We start from the raw sequence: 25,291 nt of genomic DNA, 5'->3' as shown, positions 1-25,291 counted from the left end.
TTTCATTGGCGTTAGGTCGAATTTCTGACCGAACCGAATGATTAATATACAAAACTTAAGAGATTATAAACGTTATCGAAACGATGCCTGGGCAGCGGCAGGCTGTATTACCCGATTTTTACTTGAGCTGAGGTGTCTTTCATTTGCATCTACCGCCGTGACTTGAGATGGGCATTTCGGCACGCGACGAGCTTGTGTAGTGTTCGCCAAGTCGGCCGTGGGCGGTCAATTCCGCTGGACATTGCCGTGCTGGTCGCTCACGTCCGGGCTAATTGTTGGGATTCGATACCATGAATTTGGCTGTACTGTTCCGAACCCTGCGCATCCTTGTGGTCATGGCGTCGCTTTGCGCCGCATCTCTGTTCGCGCCGGCGGCAGCAGCCCAGACATCCTTGGATGGCAATGCTTTCGGATTGGCTGCCGCCAATTGGAACCGAACCCTGAACGCGGTCGAACACTATCTTGAGAGCGGTCAGCACAGCCCGGAACAAACCAACGAATACAGGGATCAGGTACTCAAGATTCGACAGGCTGCGCTGGAGGTGTCGCAGCGCGGCGGCGAGGTGCTGGAGGGGCTAGAACCCCGGCTGGAAGCCCTCGGCCCGCCGCCGGAGGAAGGAGCACCGCCGGAATCCGACGAAATTGCGGAAGAGCGCGAACGCCTGAACGAACAGATATCGCTGCATCGCGCGCGCCAATCCCTCGCCGACGTAACGCTGGCCCGGGTCGATGCGGTGCAGCTGGATCTGACGGCGCTGGACCGGGAACGTTTCGTTCAGAGAATTTTCAAGGAGTATCCGCTGCCGTTCGACGGGGCGGTGCTGGCGGAAGGGCTCGAGAATATTTTTGGCGCGGCGCGAGCCGTTCTGGAAACGGCACCGGTCTGGTGGCGGGACATTCCGGAGGACCGCAAGAACGTCAAGACCATCCTGGCCTTTCTCGGCATCCTGCTGGTCACCATCTTGGTGGCATGGGCCGTCCGGCGCGTACTGCTGACGCGGTTTGGCATCCGCCCTGAAATTCAGGATCCCAGTTATTCGCGGCGGCTTCTGGCGGCCGTCGCGGAAGGGGTCGGCCGAGGTCTCGTCCCGGCCGCGATCCTGGGCATGATCTATTTTCGAGCTACGTCTGACGATGCGTTGATATCCGGGCCGTTTGCCGTCGTGGTCGCCAATCTGTGCATGGCGCTGATCGCTTATCTTTTGGGAGTGCAGATTCCGCGCGCGGCGCTGTCCCCCGACCATCCGGACTGGCGATTGACGGCATTGACGGCGGCTTCCTCCGCCGCGCTCGTTCGTCAGATCCGGGTTCTGGCGGCGGTCTTCGCCGCGTCGGATTTCTGCATCAAATCGTCATTCGCGGTCGCGCCCGATTTGATCACGCCTGCCGTGGTCTCGGTTTACAATGTGCTGGTGGCCGCCCCGCTGGGGCTGTTGATCCTGTTCCTGCTGCGCCCAAGCCGCTGGCAGTTCGAAGAGCCGGAAGCGGACGATGCCTCGGAATCCGACGACAAGGCGAGCCCGGCAGCGGTGGGTCGCAGCGGTTTCTGGAAGGGCCTGCGCATCATCCTCGTACTGTTGGCTGTCGTGGCCATTCTCGCGCCGTTTGCCGGTTATGCGGGCCTGGCGAATTATCTGATCGGCAACCTGCTGTCGACCGGCTTCCTGGTTGGCGTGATGTACATCCTGCGCGGCCTGCTCAGGGAACTCATTGGTCTTTTCCTCGGCAGCCATCTGATGCGCGATACGGTCGGATGGGACTATGGCCTGCGCAGCCGGATAAAAATCGGATTGCGCATCCTGCTCGACATCCTATTGCTGCCCAGCCTCGCTGCAGCCGTTCTACCGGCCTGGGGGCTGCCTGCTGAAACATTGTGGCTCTGGATCACTGTGGCATTCCAGGGGTTCGAGGTCGGCGGCGTACGGCTTTCGCCGGCCGATATCCTGCTCGGCATATTCGTTTTCTTCCTGATCCTGGCGGTGGTGCGGGCCTTCAGGGGCGCCTTGGCGACACGCGTTCTTTCCCAGGCGAGGATCGATCCGGGTCTGCAGGATTCCATATCCAAAGGCATCGGATATGTCGGCTTCGTCGCGGCGGCGGCGATCGCCGTCCTGGTGATGGGCGTCGATCTTTCCGGGATCGCGATTGTTGCGGGCGCCCTGTCCGTCGGTATCGGTTTCGGTTTGCAGAATGTGGTGAACAATTTCGTATCCGGCCTGATCCTGCTGATCGAACGGCCGATCAAGGTCGGCGATTGGGTCATCGTCGGGTCCACCGAGGGAATGGTGAAGCAGATCAATGTCCGGTCGACGGAAATAGAGACCTTCCGCCGCGCCTCGGTCATCATTCCCAACGCGGACCTGATCTCAAATTCGGTCACGAACTGGACCTACAAGGACAAATACGGCCGTATCGATTTGCCGATCGGCGTGGCGTACGGGACGGACACCCGCAAGGTTGAGGAGATCCTGCTGGAGATCGCCAAGGGCCATGAGCGGGTGCTGAGTTTTCCGGCGCCATTCGTCGTATTTCAGAGCTTTGGCGACAGTTCTCTGAATTTCGAGCTTCGTGCCTATACGGGTGACGTGATGTTCCTGGTGCTGACCGCCAGCGACATGCGGCACGAGATCGACAAACGGTTCAAGGAAGAGGGAATCGAGATTCCATTCCCGCAGCGCGTCATCCATATGGCGCCCTCCGCTGTGAAAACGGAGGAAACCGCCGCGGCCAAGAAACCGAGATCGGATCAGGATTCACAGGATCTTCCGTCGGACGATTAATCGATAGTCGCGTTCCGACGGAAATCATGTCGCTGGGCGACAAATTGCACATTCTGCGTCATGAACGGCTCGCAACCGGTGCCTGGATATGGTTAGGATCGACCATCCGGTAGGGGGAGCCTGCGATGCCTGATGTTGCCTTGAATTTCTCTCGTAACGAATTCGCGTCGCGGTTGGAGAAGACCCGCAAGGCGATGTCCGAACGCGGCATCGATCTGATGCTGGTCACCGACCCGTCGAATATGAACTGGCTGACCGGGTATGATGGTTGGTCTTTCTACGTCCATCAATGCGTCCTGGTTCCGCTTTCCGGCGAACCGATCTGGTATGGGCGGGGGCAGGACGCGAATGGGGCGCTCCGCACCGTCTACATGGCGGCGGAAAATATTATCGGCTATCCGGACCACTACGTTCAGTCCACCGAACGCCACCCGATGGACCTGCTCTCCGGCATCCTGACCGACAAGGGCTTCGGTTCGGCGGCGATCGGGTTGGAGATGGACAACTACTATTTCTCCGCCGCGGCTTTCGTGTCCCTGCAGAAGCATATGCCCAATGCCCGGTTCGTCGACGCCACGGGACTGGTGAACTGGCAACGTGCGGTGAAATCCGAGACAGAGCTCTCCTATATGCGGACCGCGGCGCGGATCGTTGAGAACATGCATGCCAGGATCGCGGAAATGGTGGAGCCGGGCTTGCGGAAGAACGAACTGGTCGCCGAGATTTTCCGAACGGGTATCTTGGGGGCGGAACAGGATGGCGGTGACTACCCCGCGATTGTCCCGCTGCTGCCGTCGGGCTCGGACGCGGCGGCACCGCATCTGACCTGGGACGACAAGCCGATGAAATCCGGCGAGGGAACGTTCTTCGAGATCGCCGGCTGCTACAAGCGCTATCATTGTCCGCTTTCTCGGACGGTGTTTCTGGGCACGCCGCCCCAGCATTTCCTGGATGCGGAGAAGGCGGTGCTGGAAGGCATGGATGCCGGCCTCGAAGCAGCGAAGCCCGGCAATCTGTGCGAGGACATCGCCGGGGCCTTCTTCGCCGTTCTGAAGAAACACGGGATCGAAAAGGACAACCGCACCGGCTATCCCATCGGCGTCAGCTATCCGCCCGACTGGGGCGAGCGGACCATGAGCCTGCGGCCCGGTGACAAGACCGTCCTCGAACCTGGCATGACCTTCCATTTCATGACCGGTCTGTGGCTTGAGGATTGGGGCATGGAAATCACCGAGAGTATTGCCATAACCGAAAACGGCGTTGAATGCCTTGCGACGGTACCCCGCCAACTGACGGTGAAGGGCTAGAAGAATGACTGCTGCGGTAACCCCCATCAGCGCCACGGTCGACTTTGATAAGGAAGGCGTTCAGCACGGGCACCTGGTACTGCCCCATTCGCATGACGAATCGGCCTGGGGATCGATCATGATCCCCGTCTGCGTCGTGAAGAACGGGTCGGGGCCGACGGTGCTGATGACCGGCGGCAACCACGGCGACGAATACGAGGGGCCGGTTGCGTTGTTCGATCTGGCGCGCACCATCGACCCAAACCAAGTGGCTGGTCGTGTCATCATCGTTCCGGCCATGAACTATCCCGCGTTCCGGGCGCGTCGAAGGACCTCGCCGTTGGATGGCGGAAACATGAACCGTTCCTTCCCGGGCAGGGCGGATGGCGGGCCGACCGACAAGATCGCTCACTATTTCATGTCCGCTCTACTGCCCCTGGCCGATATCGTGGTCGATCTGCATTCCGGTGGCCGCACGCTGGATTTCCTGCCCTTCGCGGCTGCCCATATCCTGCCGAACCAGGCCCAGGAAAAGGCTTGCGTTGAAGCGATGATGGCTTTTCGCGCTCCATATGCGGTGATGCTGCTGGAGCTGGACGCGGTCAGCACCTACGACACCGCCGCGGAATCACTCGGCAAGGTATTCGTGACGACGGAGTTGAGGGGCGGGGGAACCTCATCCGCCGAGACGGCTTCCATCGCCAAACGTGGCGTCACGAATATTCTGCGCCATGCCGGTATTGTCCCGGGGGCGGTCGAGGGGCCGGAAAGCCTGCGTTTGGATATGCCGGACGGGCGGTGCTACACGCGGGCCGAGGCTTCGGGGCTTGTGGAGTGGATGAAAGATCTGGGCGACGAAGTGCAGGAAGGCGACGTCATCGCGCGCGTGCATGACGTGGAACGAACCGGCTCCGACCCGGTCGACCATGTTGCCGGTGTCGGTGGCCTCTTCATGGGACGGCATTTCCCGGGAATTGTCGCCTTCGGCGATACCTTGGGCGTCATCGGCGTCACCGTCGACTGACCCGTTTGTCATGGAAAGATACGCAGTCTATTTCGCGCCGCGCCGGGACAGCGCGCTTCATGGTTTCGGTACATCTTGGCTTGGCTGGGATTCGGATATCGCTCAACCGGTTCCGCAGCCTGTTGCCGCCGATATCGATCCGGCTGAACTGCGACGTTTCACGCAGGCGCCTAGGCGCTATGGTTTTCACGGCACCTTGAAGCCGCCATTCCGGCTGCGGGAAGGAACGAATTTCGACGACTTGCAGGCGGCTGCGGCCGCTCTGGCAAAGGACCTCTACCCGGTCGAAATCGGGCGCTTGCGCCTGAAGCGTCTGAGCCGTTTCCTCGCTTTGATCCCCGAAAGGCACTCGACCGCATTGCAGGATCTCGCCGGGCGCTGTGTCATGGAATTGGACAGGTTTCGTGCGCCCGCACCACCGGAAGAAACCGAACGGCGTCGGAAGGCTGGTCTCTCAGCACGGCAGGAGGACCTGCTGACTCAATGGGGCTACCCTTATGTGCTCGACCAGTTCCGTTTCCACCTGACGCTTACGGGATCGCTTGATGAGCCGGACCTCGCCCGGGTAGAGGCGTATTTGTCGAACGTGATTTCCCCGGTTCTCGAAGAACCGGTCACCCTGGCTGATCTGTGCATTTTCGGCGACCCGGGGGAAGGGGAATCCTGTCGTATCGTCGCACGGATACCCGTCGGCGCCGTTTAGGATCGTCCTTCGCGGGTTACGGCTTCCTTGCGGTTCTCAACGGCTTCCTCCAAAGCCTTATAGGCCTCGTCGAACTCTTCCTTGGCGTCTTCCCAGGCGTCGCCGGAAGCTTTCTTGAGCTTTTCTGAGGCCTCCTCGGCATTCTTCAGAAGCTCTTCGAGTTCCTCGTTCGCAGCATCGGAGGACTCGTCGGCGAATTCGGCAGACGCTTCCTTCAACTCTTCGATCTCGTCGGCCATGTCGTCCATCATTTCGCTGGTCGCTTCGGAGATTTCTTCCGCCTTTTCGGCCGAATACTCCTTCACGCTTTCCCACCAGCTGGCAGCCTTGTCGGACAGGCTCTCGTCCGCGGCATAAGCGGCATTACCCAGGAAGGAGGCGAAAACGGCGGCGGTCAGAACCGAGGATGGCAAGCGATGGAACATAGTGATGCTCTGATTGGTTGATCCGAACAATCATATTGGGGCGAACGTGCTTTGGTGCAACCAAATGCCTTCAACGCAGCAGCTCCAGAAACAGCGTCACACTCTCTTCCAATGCGCCGTCATTGTTTATGGTGACAACGTCGCCGCCATCCGGGAAGCCGAGTCCGGCCCGCTTCAGCCGGCGTTCAATTTCCTCTGCGCTTTCTCGCTTCCGCCCTGCCAGCCGTTGCGCCAGTACAGTTGGAGAGGCCGTGATCGAGGCGACGGTCAATCGAGGATAGCGGACACGCGCTTCCTCAATAACGGTTCTGGAGGCATTGACGACTACCGTTTGTTCGGCGCGCAGATTGTCCTCTAGAGACAGTGGGATGCCGTATCCCAGACCATGGGCTTCCCAGGCCAACGCGAAATCACCTTCGTCGCGCCGTCTGCGAAAGGCGTCTATATCGATGGGGTCGTGATCTTCTCCGACCGACCCGGCCGGGCGCGTAATCGTGCGTCGCACGAAATGGTAACGGGGATTGGATCCGTATTCCCGTCGGGCGGCGTCGATGAGCGTGTCCACGCCGACGCCGCTGGGGCCGACCACCAACACCAGTCTGCCGGCTTCCAGACCGTCGGCGAACGGGGTACGAACGGCATCCTGCAGCCCGTTGGTCATGCGACGCGTTCCCCGTCCCGCCATACACCTGTGATGATCGGATGCAGGGCGGAACCCCAGATGCGGACGAGATCCGCTTTCTTGCCGATGGTGATTTCGCCGCGATCTGTCAGGCCGGCGGCGGCCGCGGGCGTCTTGGTTACTGTCGCGACGGCGCGGGGCAGGTCGTAGTCTTCCACGGTGTCCGCAAGAAGCATGGCGGCGTGCAGCAGGCTGGCCGGCGCATAGTCGCTGGAAATCACGTCCAGCACGCCGTGCTCCGCCAATTCGCGGGCAGAGACGTTGCCGGAATGGGAGCCGCCACGCACCAGGTTCGGTCCACCCATCATGACAGCCAGCCCGGCTTCATGGGAGGCTTTCGCGGCATCGACGGTGGTCGGGAACTCGGCGATTGTCATGCCGTCTTCCACCGCTTCCTCGACATGATCCAAGGTAGCGTCGTCATGGCTTGCCAGATGAACCTTCCGCTGCCGGGCCTGTTCGACGACGAAGTTTCGATTGCGCTTGGAATGGATCTTCTGATCCTCCCGCCGTGCGGCGATGAAGTCGTTCATTTCGTTGTCGGTCAGATTGAACTTGGCTTGATAGTAGTGTCGGTAGGTTTCCTCGGAGACGAATTGCCGCTGGCCGGGGGTGTGATCCATCACGGAGAGCAACCCCAGATCCGGCGAGTGCAGTAACGGTTCCAACATTTCCTGCATGGCGGGATCGCTTACCTCGCAGCGCAAATGCAGGATGTGCTCCGCTTTCAGAACGCCATGCTCTTTCGCTTCGCGAAGTGCGGCCGTCATGTCTTCCAGCCGCTTCTTGCGCATGCTGCCTGACTGGATGTCACCGATCGCCATCGCATCATAGACCGTCGTGATGCCGGAGGATGCGATTTGCGAGTCATGGGCGATTACGGCCGCGATGGCCGGCCAATGAGCCTTTGGGCGCGGCAGCAGGTGCCGCTCCAGATTGTCGGTGTGCAACTCGACCAAGCCGGGAATCAGGAGGTCTCCTTCCAGGTCCGTCGCGCCGGGAGTGGAAGAGACGCCATGGTCTATTGCCGCTATCGCGCCGTCCTGGACGACAAGGGTCCCCTCAACGACTTCGTCGGCAAGGACCAGCCTGCAATTGGTGAAAACATGCTCCTGCATGATATATTATCCCAAATAAAGTAATAAAGCTGAGGCTTGCGCCGGTTTACTGTCCCGTATCAAGCAGCAGCCTTGAATTCCTCGACGTCCAGCAATCGATTGCAGACGGCCTCGCGCGCTTCGTGATCGTGGAATATGCCCAGAATGGTCGCGCCTCGGTCACGAGCCTCAATGATCAAATCCAAGACGACCTGTCGGTTCACCTTGTCGAGCGACGCCGTGGGTTCGTCCAGCAGCAGAATGGGATACGGATGAATGAAACCGCGTGCGATGTTCACCCGTTGCTGCTCTCCGCCGGAAAACGTCGTCGGCGACAATTCCCAAAGTCCTTCGGGAAGGTTCAGACGCGCCAAAAGCTCCGCGGCTCGATCCCGACTTTCTTCATCGGATGCCCCGGCCAGGCGTATCGGCTCGGCCACCACATCAATGGCGGGTACACGTGGTATGACCCGCAGGAATTGGCTGACATAGCCGATCCGATGGCGCCGAAGCCGGATCACTTCGCGCGGGTCGGCCTGGGCAAGATTCGTCCAATCGCCATTCTCTTCCCGAACCAGAATCTGGCCCCCGGCACATCCGTAATTGCCGTAGATCATGCGCATCAAGGTACTCTTGCCCGATCCGGAGGAGCCCATCAGCGCCATGCATTCGCCGGCATTTAGGGTCAATGTAACATCCGTCACCACCGGAATCGTACGGTGGCCCTGGTTGTGCAACGTGAAGGTCTTGGTGACGCCGTCGAGGCGCAGCATTTCCGTGCCTGTATTCATGACGGTGTTCCTTTTTCCAGGGGCATGTAAGTCATGGCTGAAGCACCGAGGAGACGAGCAATTGCGTATAGGCGTGTTGCGGGTCGTCCAGCACACGATCGGTCAAGCCCGTTTCCACGACACGTCCTTGCTGCATCACCATCAATCTTGAGGAAAGCATCCGGGCGACAGCCAGATCGTGGGTGACGACGATTGCCGAAAGGCCGAGCCGATCGACCAGATCCCGAAGCATGTCGAGCAGACGCGCCTGCACCGACACGTCGAGGCCGCCGGTCGGTTCGTCCATGAAAACCAATCGTGGCCCGCTCACAAGGTTGCGCGCTATCTGCAAACGCTGCTGCATGCCGCCGGAGAATGTGGTGGGAAGGTCGTCGATCCGGCCGGGATCAACTTCCGTGCGCGCAAGCCAGTCCAGGGCCGATTCACGGATCTGGACGTAATTACGCGCGCCGACCGCCATTAGTCTCTCGCCCACATTGGCGCCGGCCGACACGTTCATGCGTAGGCCGTCGCGCGGGTTCTGATGAACGAAGGCCCAATCCGTCCGCATCAAAAGGCGTCGCTCCGGCTCGCTCATTCGGTGAATGTCGACATGGCCGTGATGGCGCGTTTCGTAGCGAACCGTACCGTTTGTCGGTTCCAGCCTGCCGGCGCAGCAATTCAACAAAGTCGTTTTGCCCGATCCACTTTCGCCCACAATGGCCAGAACCTCGCCCGGCCACAAAGCGAAGGAAACATCCGTGCATCCACGTTGGCGGCCGTAGCTCTTGGTCAGGTTTTCAACTTGAAGCAACGCGTTCATCCTTCGTGCTCCTCGGCGCCGGGCCCGGTATGACCGGCATCCCGCCGGCGCTGACAGAAATCGCTGTCGGAGCAGACGAACATGCTGCCGCCATCGTCATCCAGGATAACCTCGTCCTTGAATACGTCCTCCGCGCCGCAAAGGGCGCATGGCTCTTCCCATGTTTGTACAGAGAATGGGTGGTCTTCGAAGTCGAGGCTTTTTACTTCCGTATGCGGCGGAATGGCGTAAATCCGTTTTTCCCGTCCGGCGCCAAACAGCTGCAAGGCGGGCATGTCGCCCATTTTCGGATTGTCGAACTTCGGGTTGGGGGAAGGCGACATGATGTGCCGGCCATTTACCAGTACCGGATAGTCGTAACTGGTAGTGATCCGGCCGTGTCGTGAGATGTCTTCGTAGAGCTTCACATGCATGACCCCATAGTCGGAAAGCGCATGCATTCGCCGTGTCTCGACTTCCCGCGGTTCCAGCCACCGTAGAGGCTCCGGAATGGGGACCTGGAACACGATGATTTGGTCTTCGGCCAGGGGCTTTTCCGGAATGCGGTGCCGGGTCTGTATGATATTCGCGTCTTCGGTTTTCTCGGTCGTCGCCACCCCAGCCGTCTTGGCAAAGAATCGGCGAATGGAGACGGCATTTGTGGTGTCGTCCGACCCCTGGTCGATAACCTTCAGGGTATCCTCCGGCTTCAGGATCGCAGCGGTTACCTGGATGCCCCCGGTACCCCAGCCATAGGGCATAGGCATCTCCCGGCTGGCGAACGGAACCTGATAGCCGGGCACGGCCACGGCTTTTAGAATGGCGCGCCTGATCATCCGTTTGGCGCCTTCGTCCAGATAAGCGAAATTGTATCCGCTATCTGTTCCGGAATTCTTTTCGCCGGTGGGCATATCGTCCTTCATTCCGCGGCCTCCGCTTCCTGACCGGCGTCTTCGTCGAAGAACGCCGACCGCATCCGGCGGATCATCGCCAGTTCCGATTGGAAATCGACATAATGGGGCAGTTTCAAATGCTCGACGAAACCGGTCGCTTGAATGTTGTCGCTGTGGGACAGAACGAATTCCTCGTCCTGCGCTGGCGCATCCGCCGGTTCGCCCAGTTCCTGCGACCGCAACGCCCGATCGACCAGCGCCATGGACATGGCCTTGCGCTCGCAATGACCGAAGCCGAGGCCGTAGCCGCGTGTGAATTGAGGGGCTTTCTCCGCCGATCCCTTGAAGGCATTCACCATGTCGCATTCTGTCAATTCGATTTCCCCGATTTCGATTGGGAAACCGAGTTCTTCAGGTACGAACTCGACATCGACCGTGCCGAGTCGGATTTCACCGGCAAAGGGGTGGTTGCGCCCGTATCCGCGCTGCGTCGAATATCCCATGGCCAACAGGAAACCTTCGTCGCCGCGCGCCAGGTTTTGAAGGCGCAGATCCCGGTTGGCGGGGAAGGAGAGCGGATCGCGTGTCAGGTCGCCGACATCCTCAGAATCTTTTTCCTCGCTGCCTTCGGTTTCTATCCCGTCCGGCGGTTCCATCAAGCCGTTGCGGGCGAGGATCTCCAGAACCCGCGGGGTCTCCTCGGGAGAGACTTCCGTCGTCTCAGGCGTATCGACCTGCGTGCCTTCGGCCGCCAGCATGAAATCCAGCAGACGATGGGTATAGTCGAAAGTCGGCCCCAGAACCTGACCGCCGGGTAAGTCCTTGAACGTGGCGGATATGCGTCGGTCCAGGACCATGTTCGATGTTTCGACCGGTTGTGAGTAACCGAAACGGGGCAATGTGGTTCGATAGGCACGGATCAGGAAAATCGCTTCGATCAAATCGCCGCGCGCCTGTTTGATTGCCAACGCGGCCAGATCGCGATCGTAGAGCGACCCTTCCGTCATCACGCGATCGATCGATAGTTTCAGCTGTTCCCGGATCTGGTCGATTGTGAGTTCGGGGACATCGGGATCGCCACGCCGGTCCTCCGCCAACAGGCGGTGGGCGTTGTCGATGGCTTTCTCCCCCCCTTTTACGGCGACATACATGGGTTAGCACTCTTCCACGGTGACGGTTGGATCGATCTTGGTGCTGCGGGGCAGGGCGACGATTTCTCCTTCTGCGATGAAGAGCGTGTCGAAGCCCAACGGATAACGGTCGCTGTTCTCCCGAAGCGACGCCCAAAACTCGCGGGGCGCCTTCATGCCAAGTGTTTTGTATTTGAAGATGCCGGGCCCTGTCAGGCGAACGCTGTCCTCGTTCGTAAAGCCATCAACCAGGATGATGGCTGTTGCGGACTTGTCCGGGTAATCGGGCGTTCCAATCGGCAGGCTTGGCAGGATGACGTCCGCCTCGGCCAAAGACATGATTGCGAAAGCGGCCGTCTGTGGATTTTCCACGACCGGGCAGCCGCAATGGAAACGCAGGTTTGCCACAGTGCGGGCGTCGCCGATGCGGGGTGACAGAAAGACCGGTGTGTCCGTGTCGAGAAGCGTCAGGGCCGCGCCGAACCCGGTCGTGCCGATCGTCCCGGGGAAGTCCGCGGGTCCGAACGCCGTGACGATACGGCCCGGATGCGACATGGCGGTCAGAATGGCGCGAAACATGCGCGACGCGTCGCCGACAGGGTCTTGGAAAGGTCGGCAAAGGCCGGTTGCATCCGGTATGGTGCTGTGGGGCATGGCACCTTCCATTGTCTAGTTCTCCCCTCGGACCATGGTGAAGAAATTGACCTTCGTTGCGGCGACCTTGCCGCTGCGCTCAAGCCTTGCGTCCTTCGCAGCCTGGGCCAATGGGGTGATGACGTTGTCCCGGACCTCGGAATGCCAGGACGATGTCTGCAGCAGTGCGTCCATCAGGGCGGCATTTTCCGCGTGGCCCTTGTCCCGCCCCGCAACATAGGCATGTCCGACGACCGAGTTGTCGTCGCTGCCGGTCAGTTGCACGACGCACCGGGTGACGGTCATTTCGCCCAAATTGAAGGGAGACCCCGTGCCGCCCGCCCGCCCGCGAACCATGACCGATCCCGTTTCGGCGGGACGGATCACCGCATAACGCGGCAGGTCTCGCAGGGTCGCGGTTTTCTCGGCCAAATCCTTTGGGTCGGACTTGGCAAGGACGGCCATCCAATTTTGCCGTTTCCGCAAGGGTTCCTGGCCCGGGATGCCTTCCCGCGATTTCTGCGTCGCGGCCGCGTGCAGATCTACCGTCATTGCCACTTCCTTCCGCGCGTCCTAAACAAGTTCAAAAATTATATAGACGTCTATATCTTTTCTATGCTTAACCTAGATCGGAACGAAAAAGAAAGAAAGCGAAACCCGATTAAACTTTCGTGACGCATTCGAATTCCGCGGCGTCGGGCACTGCAAAAAATACGGTGGACTGCAGACATGGTTAAAGGCATTGCGATCTGGAAGCAGATCGAACAGGCGCTGCTGAAGGACATCACGGCCGGGACATATGAGCCAGGCCACCAATTACCGACGGAACATCAGTTGGCGACGCGTTTCGGTGTGAACCGCCACACGGTGCGGCGTGCCATTTCCTCGCTTGTCGACCAGGGCCGTCTCCGGGTCGACCAGGGACGGGGCACTTTCGTTCGCGAGCAGACGGTGGAATATCCGGTCGGGCGACGTGTTCGATTCACGCAAAGCGTTGCGGCAGCGCACCGCTTGCCGAACAGGGAAATCCTGCGGGCGGAAATCGTTCGTTGCGATCAGGAAGCCGCGGATGCGTTGAAAATCGCGCTCGGCAGCAAGGTAGTGGTCATCCAATCCTTGGGCGCGGTGGATGGAAAACCGCTAAGCTATGGGGTCAGTCAATTTCCCGCGGATCGTTTCGCCGGGTTGATTCCTCATGTCAAAGAGACAAGGTCGATCACGGTGGCGTTGGCGCGGCTCGGTATCGAGGACTATACGCGGGCATCGACCAGGATTTCGGCGATCGCGCCGACGGCTGAATTGAGCCGTCATCTGCAAATTCCCTATGGCCGTCCGATTCTGCAAACCGAAGGTGTGGATATCGATTCGAACGGTGAACCGATCTCGCTCAACGTCAGTCAATTCGCCGGTGACCGCATTCAATTGGTCGTGGAAGCGGGCGAGTGACGATACTTCGGCCGTCGTTGCGTTCACCGGCGTTTTCGCCTCCCGCTATCGTCACCGATCTTTTGATACGACAATCTGTCGACTAATCCGCAACTTCCCTGTAATCCAGCACCAAACGAGGTGGAGTGCCTGCGCGTGGATATGGATGTTCAGTTTCTTGTTCTGACGGTGGTTCTGTTGCTGTTCACCGGTCTTTCCGCCGGTGTGTTGGCGGGGTTGCTCGGCGTCGGCGGCGGTATCGTCATCGTACCGGTGCTTTTTTGGCTGGCCCCTTTCTTCAAGGTGCATCCGGACCTTTCCATGCATATCGCCGTCGCGACATCCTTGGCGACGATCGTTGCCACATCGATCTCTTCGGCCAGGGCGCATTATCGCAAAGGGGTCGTGGACCTCGCCCTGTTGCGCCTTTGGCTTCCCGGGATCGCGATTGGGGCCGCCTGCGGCGGTTTGACCGCGAAATATCTGAATGGCGAGGCGTTGCGCCTGATTTTCGGAGTGATCGCGCTGATCGTATCGGTGACCATGGTGCGGAAGAACATGTGGGTCATCTCCGACTCCCTGCCGAAGGGGCGGATCGCCAACGGCCTGATTTCATACGTCGTGGGCGGTTTCTCCGCGTTGATGGGGATCGGCGGCGGTACCCTGTCGGTACCGGTCCTGTCGATGTTCGGATTTCCCATCCATAACGCAGTCGGGACGGCGTCCTCCTTCGGAATCGCGATTGCCGCATCGGCGGTCGGTTTTTACGTTTGGGCCGGTTGGGGCCTCGACGGTCTGCCGTTCGGATCCATCGGTTACGTCAATTGGCCGGCCGGGCTGATCATTGCCGGCGTGACTGTCTTTGCGGCGCCCTTGGGGGCCAAATTCGCTCATGCCATGCCGAAATTGGCCTTGCGGCGTTGCTTCGCATTGTTTCTGGCCATCACAGGCATCAAAATGATTTTGTAGGTGCCGATCCGACGACGGAGGATGTGGGGGTATGACAAAAGCTGTCAGTATTGAGAAATCCCTCGCAGGGCGCCCCGTCCTTGAAGGGCGGACGCCCCACACCCCGGGGGAAGAGATGGCCCCTGTCTTCGCGACTTTGGCGGATACGGGGCGTACCGGCATATTTGCCGGCAGTTTTGTCGGGGAAAGTGCCTGGGAACGGCACCGGAACGGCGACGAACTGGTTCAAATCCTGGCCGGCGAGGCAATGGTCTCCGTTTTGACTGAGGATGGTCGTGTCGATTTGGAAATGTCCGCTGGAATGGTCACGATCGTTCCGCAAGGGTGCTGGCACAAGTTCCAGGCGCCGAAAGGCGTTACCGTCATGACGATGACGCCGCAACCGACGGACCATTCCACATCCGACATGCCGCAGCAGGACGAATAAAAGATGATCCGTCACATACGCTTGTTCACCGCTTGTCTGTTCGGGATTATTGCCCTCTTCGCGACGGCGACTTCCGCCAAGGCTCATCCCCATGCTTGGATCGATCTGCGCAGCGGTGTGATCCTGAACGCCGAGGGCAAGGTCGAAGCCCTGACCCTCGAATGGCGCTTTGACGAATTCTATTCCGCATTCATTCTGGAGGATATCGCGCGGGCGGGCGAGGTGACGGAAGAGGCCCTGGCGACGCTTGCGGTGGAAAACCTGGTTGCGCTTCGCGACTACAACTACTTCGTCGAAGCACAGTATGACGGCAAGCCCGTCGCATTGGGCGAGGCCCGCGACGGCACGATGACGGAAAAGAACAAGCGCCTGGTCATGCGGTTCGTGGTTTCCCTCGCCGAACCGGTGGACCCGAAAACGAACGGTTTCGAATACGCGGTTTACGATCCGTCCTATTATGTCGAGATCCTGCATGTGGAGAACGATTTGGTGACGATCGCCGGTCCCGGCGCCGGGGAATGCCTTGCGTCGATCGCCAGCCCGGATCCGGATGCGGAAACCGTCGGTCTTGCAGCAAGTCTGGGCAAGAACGAACAGGGGCCCGCCGGGATCGGTAGATTGTTCGCCGAAGTCGTTGCCGTGACCTGTAACGATGCGTGATACCCGAACGGTTCTGCTCATTATCAGTATGCTGCTGGTGGTCGCTGCCGGCTTGCTGATTGTCACCGCCATGCAACCGGGTTCCTGGTATGACGTGGTGCTGGCCTATGCGCAGGAAAAGCAGCGTGCCTTTACCCAGGATTTCGGACGTAGCGTCACCCACTTGTCGGAGGCGCAGGATCTCGGGCCGTTTTTCGGCCTGATTGGATTAGGCTTCGCCTATGGCGTTTTTCACGCGGTCGGACCCGGTCATGGAAAGGCGATCATTTCTGCTTATGCGGTCACCCATGAAACTCATCTGAGGCGTACCGCGGTGATTGCCTTTGCGTCGGCCCTGGTACAGGGGCTGACGGCGATCGGTGCGGTGGTGGGCATCGCCCTGCTCGTGGAAGGCAGCATGCGCCGCGCCGCCCTGGCGGCGGACGACTATCTGGAGCCGGTAAGCTATGCGGCGGTCATGCTCGTTGGCTTGTACCTGATCGTGAAAGGCGGCCGGCAGGTCCTCCGCCTGATCCGCCGCCCGGCCGGACATGGGGCGGGCCACGTCCACTCCCACGATCAAGAGCATCACTATCACCATGGTCATAGCCATGATCACGAGATCCATGACCACGGGGACGCATGCTGCGGTCACAGTCACGGGCCCAGCGTTGAGCAGGTCGCCAAGGCCGATTCCTTCTCCCAGGCGGCGATGGTCGCTCTGTCTGTTGGCATACGACCGTGTTCCGGCGCCATTCTGGTCCTGGTTCTGACCTATAGCACGGGCATGCTGCTGGCCGGTGTCGCGGCGGTAGTAGCGATGTCGATCGGGACGGGGATAACCGTGGCGGGGCTGGCCATGGCGGCGCACGGGATGAAGTTTCCGCTCGCGCGCCTGGCGGAAAGCGGCGGGGTTCCCATGGCGCCCGTGGCGGCGGGTCTGGCCTTGCTGGGCGGCGGCGTGGTCGCCGCAATCGGCGCCGGTCTTCTGCACGGATCCATGAATACGGTTGCGCATCCGTTGCTCTGACGTCCCGGAATCGGCCGTGCTTCCGCTGATCCGAGACATCGGAATTTTTCATCCGACTGCGTCTTGCCGCCCTCAAGCCATTCGATCTAGAACCGCCCCAACTCTTTTTTCTCTGCTGCAGAGTGGATGTCTTGCCATGAAATACGCCGGTTTCGTTGATAGTTTGGCGGCTTCGGGAACGGATGCCTGGGCCGTGCACACCCGTGCGCTGGAGATGAAGGCCCGCGGCGAACCGATAATCGTGCTCAGCGTCGGCGACCCTGATTTCGCAACACCGCCCGGCGTGGTCGAGGCATGTACCCGCGCGATGGAGGCCGGCGCCACGAAGTATTCCGGCGCAGGCGGCATTCCGGTTCTGTTGGACGCGATTTCCGCGCGGGAAGAGAAGCGCCTCGGCATTCCGGTGCCGCGCAGAAACATTGCCGTTACGGCAGGCGCACAGAACGCGCTTTACGTCACGATGCGCTGCACGCTGGAGGCGGGCGACGAGGTCATCATCCTGGCCCCGCCCTATATCATGTTCGAGGGGGTGATCCGCGCTTGCGGGGCCGTGCCTGTGACGGTGCCGTTGGATGCGGCGAACGGCTTCGCCGTTGACTTGGAAGGTTTGAAACAGGCGATCACGCCCAGAACCAAGGCGGTGCTGCTGAATTCGCCCCACAACCCGACCGGTGCCGTAGCCAGTGCGGAAAGCGTGGAAGCGGTTCTGAACATCTGCCGCGAAAACGATCTTTGGCTCTATTCGGACGAGGTTTATGCCGATCTGTGTTACGAGCACCCCTTCACATCGCCCTACACCATGGAAGGCGGACCGGAGCGGACGGTGCTTATCCGCAGCATGTCCAAATCGCACGCCATGAGCGGCTGGCGGGTCGGCTGGATTGTCGGGCCGGACCAGCTTTGCATCCATGCCCGCAATCTTCTGAACAGCATGCAATATGGCGGTTCCGCCTTCATCCAGCATGCCGCGGCGCATGCGCTGAACAACGAGGAAGCGGCCGAAGCGGAAATGCGCGAAGCCTATCGCCGGCGGCGTGACATTTTCCTGCAGCACCTCTCCGGTGTGAAAGGCATCTCCATCCTACGGCCGGAAGCAGGCATCTTCTGCCTGATGGACCTGTCCGAACTGGGTGTTACCGGGAGGAAGTTTTCCGAGGATCTGTTGGAGGCGCAGCAGGTTTCCGTCCTGGCCGGGGGCGCGTTCGACCCCAGTCTTGACCACCATGTAAGGATCGCGCTTTGTCAGCCTGAGGACGTGCTGGGTGAAGGGGCGGAAAGGATCGCCGCCTTCGTTCGCGGCCTGTAATCAAGAACGGCGGAACATCGTCGCGCTCAGGCGTTGGCTGCGGAAGGTGTCGTTGCCGGCACCGGCGGTGTCTCGCCCTCTGGGCGGGGCAACTCTTCGGCGGTCAACGTTTCCTTTTCCATAAGTGTCGCGGCGGTCTTGTCCAACAGGTTCCGGTTCTTGGTAAGGATCGCCGTGGCCCGATCAAACGCCTTGTTCAGTAAACGTCGAACCGCATCGTCGATTTGCGCGGCTGTTTGCTCGCTGTAACGCCGCGTCTGCGGCTGCGGAACGGTGGCACCGCCCAGGAACAATGGGCGCTCTTCGTCATAGATGGCCAGCCCCAAACCGTCGTCCATTCCGTATCGCATCACCATGCTGCGGGCGATCTCGGTCGCCTTGTCCAAGTCGTTGGAGGCACCGGTCGAGATCTTGTTGAAAACGAGAACCTCCGCGGCCCTGCCGCCGAGCAGGCAGGCCATCTTGTTTTCCAACTCGCTGCGGGTCATCAGATAGCGGTCTTCCGTCGGGCGCTGAATATTGTAGCCGAGCGATCCTATGCCCCGCGGAATGATGGAAATCTTGTGAACCACGTCGGTGCCGGGCAGGGCCAAAGTGACCAGCGCGTGGCCCGTCTCGTGATAGGCGACGGTTCTTCTTTCGTCGGGGCTCAGCACCCGGCTCTTCTTTTCCAGCCCGGCGATGATCCTCTCCAATGCACGGGTGAAATCGTCCATGGAGACCGACTCGCCGTCACGACGGGTTGCCATGATCGCGGCCTCGTTCACAAGGTTGGCCAGGTCGGCGCCGCTGAAACCGGCGGTCAGGGCTGCAATGTCTTCAATTTCGACATCCGGGCCCGGCTTTATCTTCCGCAAATGGACTTTCAGAATTTGCGCACGACCCACCTTGTCGGGACGGTCGACCAGGATCTGCCGGTCGAACCGGCCTGCCCGAAGCAGGGCCGGATCCAGGACTTCCGGTCGGTTCGTCGCGGCAAGAAGCACGACTCCGGTCGAAGGGTCGAACCCGTCGAGCTCAGCCAATAACTGGTTCAGCGTCTGTTCCTTTTCGTCCGCGCCGCCGCCGATCGAATTAATGCCGCGGGCCCGGCCAAGGGCATCCATTTCATCCACGAATATGATGCAGGGAGCGCTCTTGCGGGCTTGCTCGAAAAGGTCGCGTACGCGGGCGGCGCCGACGCCAACGAACATTTCGACGAATTCCGAACCGTTGATGGAGAAGAACGGCACGCCCGCTTCGCCGGCGACGGCGCGGGCCAGCAGTGTCTTGCCCGTGCCCGGCGGACCGACCAACAGGACACCCTTGGGAATGTGTGCGCCAAGTCTTCCATATTGGTCCGGATCCTTCAGAAAGGTGACCACTTCCTGAAGTTCCTGCTTGGCTTCGTCTACACCGGCAACATCGTCAAAGGTGACCTGGATATCCTTTTCGACGGCGACTTTCGCCTTGCTCTTGCCGACCGCCATGAAGCCGCCGCCGAAGCCCTGCTTTTCCGCCACCTTGCGGATGAGGAAATACCAAAGCCCGAAAAACATCAGGGCCGGCAGAATCCAGGACAACAGGTTGTTGATGAAATTGCTCTCGACGACGCCGGTGAATTCGACGTCGTATTTTGCGAGATCCTCGGCAAAATCCGGTTCCACCCGGACGGTATAGATATACCGGCGGCCATCCGGCATGGGTTGTCGAAGTTCGCCGCGAATACTGTTATCGGTGATCGCGATTTCGGCGATCTTCCCGCTCTTCAGAAGGGTCTGGAACTCGCTGTATGAAATGGTTTCGACCTGCTGGCGGGCCATCCACCACTGGAAGGCCAGGACGAAGAGCATCGCCGCGACGAAATACCAGACGTTTATATGCGCTTTCTTGTCCATCCCTATCCACCTGCTGTTACGCTATTTGAGCGTACCGGGCCTGCGGTGACCAGTCGTATGTCCTGGATACGTTAGTGCAGTATCTGCCCGGAAGAGTGGCTGTGTTATCCGTTCTAGGCAATAGCAGCCCTCTCAGCGAGGCGTCTCGCACAATGCACCGGCCATGTTGAAATCTTGCGGTGTCGCCAAAACAGGTGAAGGGTGGAGAAGGCCGCTTGCTCGCGGGCCGAGGGCGGCGGTTCGGCGAAGGCTTTGTCTCTTCATCGATTGTTGAGCCCAGGTTTGAGGAAACCATGACGAAGGATCAAACCCAGCACCCTTGTTACAGACTGGCATACGAAGACCCTGAATTCCTCAATCGAGACGAATTGCGGGCCGTCCGGCTGGAACTTGAACTCATGAAGCCCGAACTGGGCCTGCGGGAACAGAACGTCCATTCGACGATCGTGGTGTTCGGCAGTTCGCGGACGCCGGCGCCAAACGGCGCAAATCCGGTCGAGGGGCAATCAGGTACCCATACCGGGACGGGGCATGCCGTATACTATGAACAGGCCCGAAACTTTGCCCGGATCGTCTCGCAAGCGGGCCAGAAAAATGCCGAGCGGGATTACGTGATTATGACGGGCGGCGGACCGGGGATCATGGAGGCGGCGAACCGCGGCGCCCATGACGAAGGGGCGATCAGTGTCGGGTTGAATATCTCACTGCCGCACGAACAGGCTCCAAACCCCTATATTTCGCCGCAACTCTGCTTTCAGTTTCATTATTTCGCGTTACGCAAGATGCACTTCCTGTTGCGCGCGCGGGCCTTGGTGATCTTCCCGGGCGGCTTCGGGACGATGGACGAATTGTTCGAAACCCTGACCTTGATTCAAACCAAGAAGATCGAACCCATTCCCGTGCTGCTGTTCGGGGAGAGTTACTGGAAGTCGATCATCAATTTCGACCGGATGGTCGAGGAAGGCGTCATTTCGCCTGAAGATCTCGACATCTTCACCTTTGTGCAGACGCCGGAGGAAGCCTGGCGGGTCATTTCCGAGTTCTACGCGGCGAAGGATACGTGACGGTCAACCGCCCTTGCCGGCATCGAGGGCCCGCTTCACCCGGCGGAGGATAACCTTGCGGCGTTTGTCGTCGGCCGCCGCATCCAACTGTTCCCTCAGGCGCAATGTGAAATCCGCCAGTTCATTGTGCCAATCCAGCTCCCGCACCATTTCCTTCGGCAATCTGTGGGGTTTGCGCCGGAACTGAACCTTGCCGCGGCCGTCGACCAAATCGACGACGTCGTCCAACTGCGGAACGATGACTTTTGCCGAGGGAACGCCGGACTTCTCGAGGTCGTCACGGAGCGCCGCCAGAGACGTTTCCTCCCCATGGGTCAAGAAAATCGCTGATTTGACTGGAAGCCTCTCCGTCACCCATTCGACCAACTGGGGGCCGTCCGCGTGACCTGAATAGACGTCGATCTGGCGGATCGTCGCGCCAACTTTGATCGACTCTCCCATGATTTTTACCGCTGTAGCGCCTTGGGCCAGCAGGGAGCCTAACGTGCCGCGTGCTTGATAGCCGACCAGCATGACCGTGGCCTCCGTGCGCCACAGATTATGTTTCAGGTGGTGACGGATGCGTCCCGCTTCGCACATGCCGCTGCCGGCCATAATGATCGCGCCGCCGGTTACGCGGGCGATCATTTTGCTCTCTTCGACGGATTCGGTGAAACGGATGTTGTGTCGCTTGAACAAGTTTGCGACGGCATCGGTATCTTCCAAAGCGTGGGCGTTTTTCGCAAAGACCTCCGTAGCCCGAATGGCAAGCGGGCTGTCCAGAAAGACGGGCACCTCCGGGATGCGTCCGGCGTCGAACAGGACGGTCAAATCCAGCAGCAACTCCTGGGTCCGTTCGACGGCGAAGGCGGGGATCAGCAGATTGCCGCGTTTCTTGAGGGCGGCGTTCACTTCTTTTTCAAGGATCGCTCTTCGTTTTTCCGGGGTTGCGTCCTCACGCTCGCGACCGCCATAGGTCGCTTCGCAACAGATGTAATCCCAGTCTTCGGGGGCGTCTGGATCCGGATGGAACAGTTTGTGTTCAGGGCCGATGTCGCCGGAAAACAAAATGCGCGCGACGCGCTGATCGCGATGGCTCGAGGTGACCTCCACCTCGATCGAGGCCGCGCCCAATATATGGCCCGCATTCCAGAATCGGGCTCGCACGCCTCGTCCGACGTCACGCCAGCTTTCGTACTCGACGGTGGAAAAACTGTTCAACGCGTTGATCGCGTCATTTTTTGTGTAGATCGGTGTGACCGCGGGCCGACCGCGATGCGCGTTGCGACGATTCAGCCTTTCCACTTCCATTTCCTGGATGTAGCCGCTGTCCGGCAGCATGTACCCGAGCAGATCGAACGTGCCCGGTGTTGTGAAGATCGGACCTTTGAACCCCTGTTTGACCAGCTTCGGCAACAGACCGGAATGGTCGATATGCGCATGGGTTAGCAGCACGAAATCGATTTCCTTCGGATCGAAGGGGAAGGTTCCGTAGTTCAGTTCTTTCAGGGTCTTGGTACCCTGAAACATGCCGCAATCAACCAAGAACTGACATTGGTCGGTTTTCAGCCAATAGCACGAACCGGTGACCGTTCCGGCCGCCCCGCAGAAGGTCATACGCATGAAGCACCCGCGTGTTTTTGTCTTCCGGCAGAAATCCGTGTGCTACCGGATCGTTGTTACTGTCACGCTAACGCCGGGTTCAGTGTTCAACAAGATACGCCTGAACCATGGATGCAAAGTGTCGCAGGGCATTGCGTGTGATTGAACGGGCCATGATGCAATTATGTGGAGTTGTGGTGTTTTGTTGGAAAAATCATCATGGTTTCAGCATTTTTCTACATAAGTATCGCATAACCCAACAAAGTGTATTGTTTTTTGTGGTATTCCTGCCACTCTGCCCCGAGATTTTCAAAGGATGCGGATATGGCCACCCATTCGGCAAAACACCTCATCATCGGCGGCGGTATCATCGGCTGCTCAATCGCCTATCATTTGACAAAGAACGGGGAAAAGGACGTCGTCCTGCTTGAGAAAGCGGCCCTGACCGAGGGGGCGACCTGGCATGCGGCCGGGCTGGTCGGGCAGCTGCGGTCGTCGCGAAATACGACACGGATGCTGAAACGCTCGGTCGCGATGTATGACAGTCTCGAAGCGGAAACCGGGATGGCTTTCGATTGGAAGAAGGTCGGTAGCCTCCGTCTCGCCTCCACCCGCGAACGTCTTCTGGAAGCGAAGCGCCTGACGACGATGGCGCGCAGTTTCGATTTGGAAATGGAGATGATCAGCGCCGAGGAGGCAAAGAGCCTGTTTCCCTATATCGACGCTACGGGCTTGCAGGGAGCTGCCTTCATCCCCTCCGACGGGCACGTAGATCCCGCCAGTTTGTGCCAGGCGATCGCGGCCGGGGCTCGCAAACATGGCGCGCAGATCCGTCAGGGCGTGAAGGTGGACGATTTCGACGTCAGCGACGGACGTATAACCAGGGTGCTGACCTCGGACGGTGACTACGAAGCCGAGACGGTGGTGTTCGCCGCAGGCATGTGGAGTCGCGAACTGGGCGCCAAATTGGGGATTCAGGTTCCCGCCTGTGCGGTCGAGCATCAATACATCGTCACCGAACCGTTGCCGGACGTGGACCTCGTAAAAGGTTTGCCGACGCTGCGCGACCCGGAACGTCTCGTTTACTATAAGCCGGACGCGGGCGGCCGGATGGTGATCGGCGGATATGAGGAAGGAACCCTTCCTTTCGGGGATGAAGGAATTCCGGGTGAATTCGTGCGCCAGCTGCTGCCCGACAATCTGGACCGGTTCGGTCCCCTGGCCGAACTGGCGACGCAGGTGACACCGATTCTCGAAGAAGTCGGCATCCGTCAGGTGATCAACGGGCCGATCCCCTATTCGGCGGACGGCGATTTTGTCATGGGTTGGATGCCCGGCTTCGACAATCTGATGATGGCGACCGGCTTCCTCTACGGTATCGCCGCCGGCGGCGGGGCCGGGGAAATGATTGCCGAATGGATCACCGAAGGGCGGCCTAGCCTGGATCTTTGGCCGTTGGATTGCAGACGTTTCGGTCCGCATCATGGGGCCAAGGCATTCATGTATCCCCGTGCCGTCGAGCATTACGCGCATCACTACAAGATGCGTTATCCGGGGCAGGAGCATGAGACAGCGCGTCAACTGCGCTTGTCGCCGCTTTACGAAATTCTAAAAGCGAAAGGGGCCGTCTACGGTTCCAAGAACGGCTGGGAGCGGCCGCTTTGGTTCGCGCCGGAAGGCGTCGAGCCGGTTGATCAGCTCGATTTCCTAGAACCCGGCTGGCACAAATATGCCGAGGAGGAACACAAGGCCGTCCGCGAGGGCGTTGCCTTGATCGATCAGTCGAGCTTCGCGAAGTTCGAAATGATCGGCCCCGGTTCCCTTGCGCTGCTGCAGCGGCTGTCCGCCTGCAACATGGACAAGCCCGACGGCACCGTCATTTACGCCCAGCTCTGCAATGAAGCCGGTGGGATCGAGGCTGACCTGACCATCACGCGCCTGGGCCGGGATCATTTCTACATCGTCACGGGATCCGGCTTCGGTACCCACGACGCGGATTGGATCCGTCGCCACATGCCGAAGGACGGATCCGTCCACTTGATCGAGATGACTTCCGCCCGCGCGGTTATCAATATCTGCGGGCCCAAGGCGCGCGACGTTCTGCAGTCGGTTTGCGAGAACGATGTTTCCAACGAGGCATTTCCCTTCGGCACGGCGCGGGAGATCATCATCGGCGCCGCACCGGTACGCGCCGTCCGGATCGGCTTCGTCGGGGAACTGGGCTGGGAACTTCACGTGCCGACGGAATTCGGTGCGCATCTCTACAGGACGTTGGCGGAAGCTGGCGCGGAACATGGCATCAAGGATGTCGGGTATCGCGCCATCGACAGTCTGCGATTGGAGAAGGGCTATCTATATTGGTCGGGCGACATTACGCCCGATACGACGCCGATCGAGGCAGGCCTGGGTTTCCGTGTACATCTGAAATCCGGCGGCGACTTCATTGGCCGCCCCGTGTTGGAAAAACAGAAGGTTGATGGCCCGACCCGAAAACTCTGTACCTTCACGACGGAGGCCAGGCTGCCGCTATATGGCGGCGAAACAATCCTGCTGGATGGGAAAGTTGTTTCCCTGGCCTCCAGTGCTGGCTTCGGACACACGATGGGCAAGACGATCATTTTCGGCTATCTCGACAAACCGTACTGGGATGGAGACGGTTTCGAGATTGAGGTATTCGGCGACAGGCACGCGGTCGCCAAGGTCGAAGGGCCGCTTTATGATGCGGAGAACAAGAAGCTGAAAGCTTGA

23 protein-coding genes are annotated in these 25,291 nt (G+C 59.7%); 12 read left to right on the top strand and 11 right to left on the bottom strand.

Features of this window, described 5'->3' with window-relative positions; translation table 11 throughout:
* The first annotated feature begins 290 nt into the window (after positions 1-290).
* The 4 genes from ACQK2G_RS18510 (at position 291) to ACQK2G_RS18495 (ending at position 5,793) form a co-directional block, all read left to right on the top strand.
* Complete coding sequence (locus ACQK2G_RS18510; RefSeq protein WP_425406515.1) at positions 291-2,780, top strand: mechanosensitive ion channel domain-containing protein; 2,490 nt, start codon at positions 291-293, stop codon at positions 2,778-2,780.
* A 125-nt stretch (positions 2,781-2,905) separates the two neighbouring features.
* Positions 2,906-4,087, top strand: coding sequence for an ectoine hydrolase DoeA (gene doeA / locus ACQK2G_RS18505; RefSeq protein WP_425406514.1), 1,182 nt, complete (start codon positions 2,906-2,908; stop codon positions 4,085-4,087).
* Between the two features lie 4 nt (positions 4,088-4,091).
* Complete coding sequence (doeB, locus tag ACQK2G_RS18500; protein WP_425406513.1) at positions 4,092-5,090, top strand: N(2)-acetyl-L-2,4-diaminobutanoate deacetylase DoeB; 999 nt, start codon at positions 4,092-4,094, stop codon at positions 5,088-5,090.
* 10 nt (positions 5,091-5,100) lie between these two features.
* Entirely contained in the window at positions 5,101-5,793 is a 693-nt protein-coding gene (locus tag ACQK2G_RS18495; protein WP_425406512.1) for a DUF1045 domain-containing protein, read from the top strand.
* On the opposite strand, the gene ACQK2G_RS18490 is transcribed toward ACQK2G_RS18495, so the two are convergent.
* The 9 genes from ACQK2G_RS18490 to phnG form a co-directional block, all read right to left on the bottom strand.
* A complete protein-coding gene (locus ACQK2G_RS18490) occupies positions 5,790-6,218 on the bottom strand; it encodes a hypothetical protein (RefSeq protein ID WP_425406511.1) in 429 nt (142 codons plus the stop codon). The genes ACQK2G_RS18495 and ACQK2G_RS18490 overlap by 4 nt on opposite strands.
* Positions 6,219-6,288: 70 nt before the next feature.
* Positions 6,289-6,879, bottom strand: a complete 591-nt coding sequence (phnN, locus tag ACQK2G_RS18485) for a phosphonate metabolism protein/1,5-bisphosphokinase (PRPP-forming) PhnN (RefSeq protein WP_425406510.1) — start codon at positions 6,877-6,879, stop codon at positions 6,289-6,291.
* On the bottom strand, positions 6,876-8,018 hold the full coding sequence (locus tag ACQK2G_RS18480) for an alpha-D-ribose 1-methylphosphonate 5-triphosphate diphosphatase (RefSeq protein ID WP_425406509.1): 1,143 nt from the start codon (positions 8,016-8,018) through the stop codon (positions 6,876-6,878). The genes phnN and ACQK2G_RS18480 overlap by 4 nt, the downstream gene beginning before the upstream one ends.
* A 59-nt stretch (positions 8,019-8,077) precedes the next feature.
* Positions 8,078-8,788, bottom strand: coding sequence for a phosphonate C-P lyase system protein PhnL (gene phnL, locus ACQK2G_RS18475; protein ID WP_425406508.1), 711 nt, complete (start codon positions 8,786-8,788; stop codon positions 8,078-8,080).
* 31 nt (positions 8,789-8,819) lie between these two features.
* Positions 8,820-9,590 carry a phosphonate C-P lyase system protein PhnK gene (gene phnK, locus ACQK2G_RS18470; RefSeq protein ID WP_425406507.1) on the bottom strand — a complete coding sequence of 257 codons (771 nt, stop codon included), beginning with the start codon at positions 9,588-9,590 and terminating at the stop codon, positions 8,820-8,822.
* Positions 9,587-10,492 (bottom strand): alpha-D-ribose 1-methylphosphonate 5-phosphate C-P-lyase PhnJ, encoded by a 906-nt coding sequence (locus ACQK2G_RS18465; protein ID WP_425406506.1) that lies wholly within the window; start codon positions 10,490-10,492, stop codon positions 9,587-9,589. Before ACQK2G_RS18465 ends, phnK begins: the two co-directional genes overlap by 4 nt.
* Positions 10,489-11,613: a carbon-phosphorus lyase complex subunit PhnI gene (locus ACQK2G_RS18460; protein ID WP_425406505.1), complete on the bottom strand. Its 1,125-nt coding sequence runs from the start codon at positions 11,611-11,613 to the stop codon at positions 10,489-10,491. Before ACQK2G_RS18460 ends, ACQK2G_RS18465 begins: the two co-directional genes overlap by 4 nt.
* Before the next feature lie 3 nt (positions 11,614-11,616).
* Positions 11,617-12,258: a phosphonate C-P lyase system protein PhnH gene (phnH, locus tag ACQK2G_RS18455; RefSeq protein ID WP_425406504.1), complete on the bottom strand. Its 642-nt coding sequence runs from the start codon at positions 12,256-12,258 to the stop codon at positions 11,617-11,619.
* Positions 12,259-12,261: 3 nt separating this feature from the next.
* Entirely contained in the window at positions 12,262-12,777 is a 516-nt protein-coding gene (gene phnG / locus ACQK2G_RS18450) for a phosphonate C-P lyase system protein PhnG (RefSeq protein WP_425406503.1), read from the bottom strand.
* 177 nt (positions 12,778-12,954) lie between these two features.
* Between phnG and phnF the strand changes: the two genes are divergently transcribed.
* The 6 genes from phnF (at position 12,955) to ACQK2G_RS18420 (ending at position 18,021) form a co-directional block, all read left to right on the top strand.
* Positions 12,955-13,671 carry a phosphonate metabolism transcriptional regulator PhnF gene (gene phnF / locus ACQK2G_RS18445; RefSeq protein ID WP_425406502.1) on the top strand — a complete coding sequence of 239 codons (717 nt, stop codon included), beginning with the start codon at positions 12,955-12,957 and terminating at the stop codon, positions 13,669-13,671.
* Positions 13,672-13,812: 141 nt separating this feature from the next.
* The gene (locus tag ACQK2G_RS18440; RefSeq protein WP_425407668.1) at positions 13,813-14,619 is read left to right on the top strand and encodes a sulfite exporter TauE/SafE family protein; all 807 of its coding nucleotides are present in this window, start codon (positions 13,813-13,815) and stop codon (positions 14,617-14,619) included.
* A gap of 31 nt (positions 14,620-14,650) precedes the next feature.
* Positions 14,651-15,046 carry a cupin domain-containing protein gene (locus ACQK2G_RS18435; protein ID WP_425406501.1) on the top strand — a complete coding sequence of 132 codons (396 nt, stop codon included), beginning with the start codon at positions 14,651-14,653 and terminating at the stop codon, positions 15,044-15,046.
* A gap of 3 nt (positions 15,047-15,049) precedes the next feature.
* Positions 15,050-15,706, top strand: a complete 657-nt coding sequence (locus tag ACQK2G_RS18430) for a DUF1007 family protein (protein ID WP_425406500.1) — start codon at positions 15,050-15,052, stop codon at positions 15,704-15,706.
* Positions 15,699-16,715, top strand: coding sequence for a nickel/cobalt transporter (locus ACQK2G_RS18425; RefSeq protein WP_425406499.1), 1,017 nt, complete (start codon positions 15,699-15,701; stop codon positions 16,713-16,715). The genes ACQK2G_RS18430 and ACQK2G_RS18425 overlap by 8 nt, the downstream gene beginning before the upstream one ends.
* A 136-nt stretch (positions 16,716-16,851) precedes the next feature.
* Positions 16,852-18,021 carry a pyridoxal phosphate-dependent aminotransferase gene (locus ACQK2G_RS18420; protein WP_425406498.1) on the top strand — a complete coding sequence of 390 codons (1,170 nt, stop codon included), beginning with the start codon at positions 16,852-16,854 and terminating at the stop codon, positions 18,019-18,021.
* A gap of 26 nt (positions 18,022-18,047) precedes the next feature.
* On the opposite strand, the gene ftsH is transcribed toward ACQK2G_RS18420, so the two are convergent.
* Positions 18,048-19,898, bottom strand: coding sequence for an ATP-dependent zinc metalloprotease FtsH (gene ftsH, locus ACQK2G_RS18415; protein ID WP_425406497.1), 1,851 nt, complete (start codon positions 19,896-19,898; stop codon positions 18,048-18,050).
* A 293-nt stretch (positions 19,899-20,191) separates the two neighbouring features.
* Here ftsH and ACQK2G_RS18410 point away from each other — a divergent pair, with 293 nt between their 5' ends.
* Positions 20,192-20,962: a TIGR00730 family Rossman fold protein gene (locus ACQK2G_RS18410; protein WP_425406496.1), complete on the top strand. Its 771-nt coding sequence runs from the start codon at positions 20,192-20,194 to the stop codon at positions 20,960-20,962.
* Positions 20,963-20,965: 3 nt separating this feature from the next.
* Here ACQK2G_RS18410 and ACQK2G_RS18405 read toward each other — a convergent pair whose 3' ends face one another.
* Positions 20,966-22,564 (bottom strand): MBL fold metallo-hydrolase, encoded by a 1,599-nt coding sequence (locus ACQK2G_RS18405; protein ID WP_425406495.1) that lies wholly within the window; start codon positions 22,562-22,564, stop codon positions 20,966-20,968.
* Positions 22,565-22,867: 303 nt separating this feature from the next.
* Here ACQK2G_RS18405 and ACQK2G_RS18400 point away from each other — a divergent pair, with 303 nt between their 5' ends.
* Positions 22,868-25,291, top strand: coding sequence for a GcvT family protein (locus ACQK2G_RS18400; protein ID WP_425406494.1), 2,424 nt, complete (start codon positions 22,868-22,870; stop codon positions 25,289-25,291).

The organism is Hwanghaeella sp., from assembly GCF_965227365.1.
GTDB lineage: Bacteria > Pseudomonadota > Alphaproteobacteria > UBA8366 > Aestuariispiraceae > Hwanghaeella.
The sequence above is the reverse complement of the archived record's forward strand: the minus strand, read 5'-3'. Positions and strand labels throughout refer to the sequence as shown.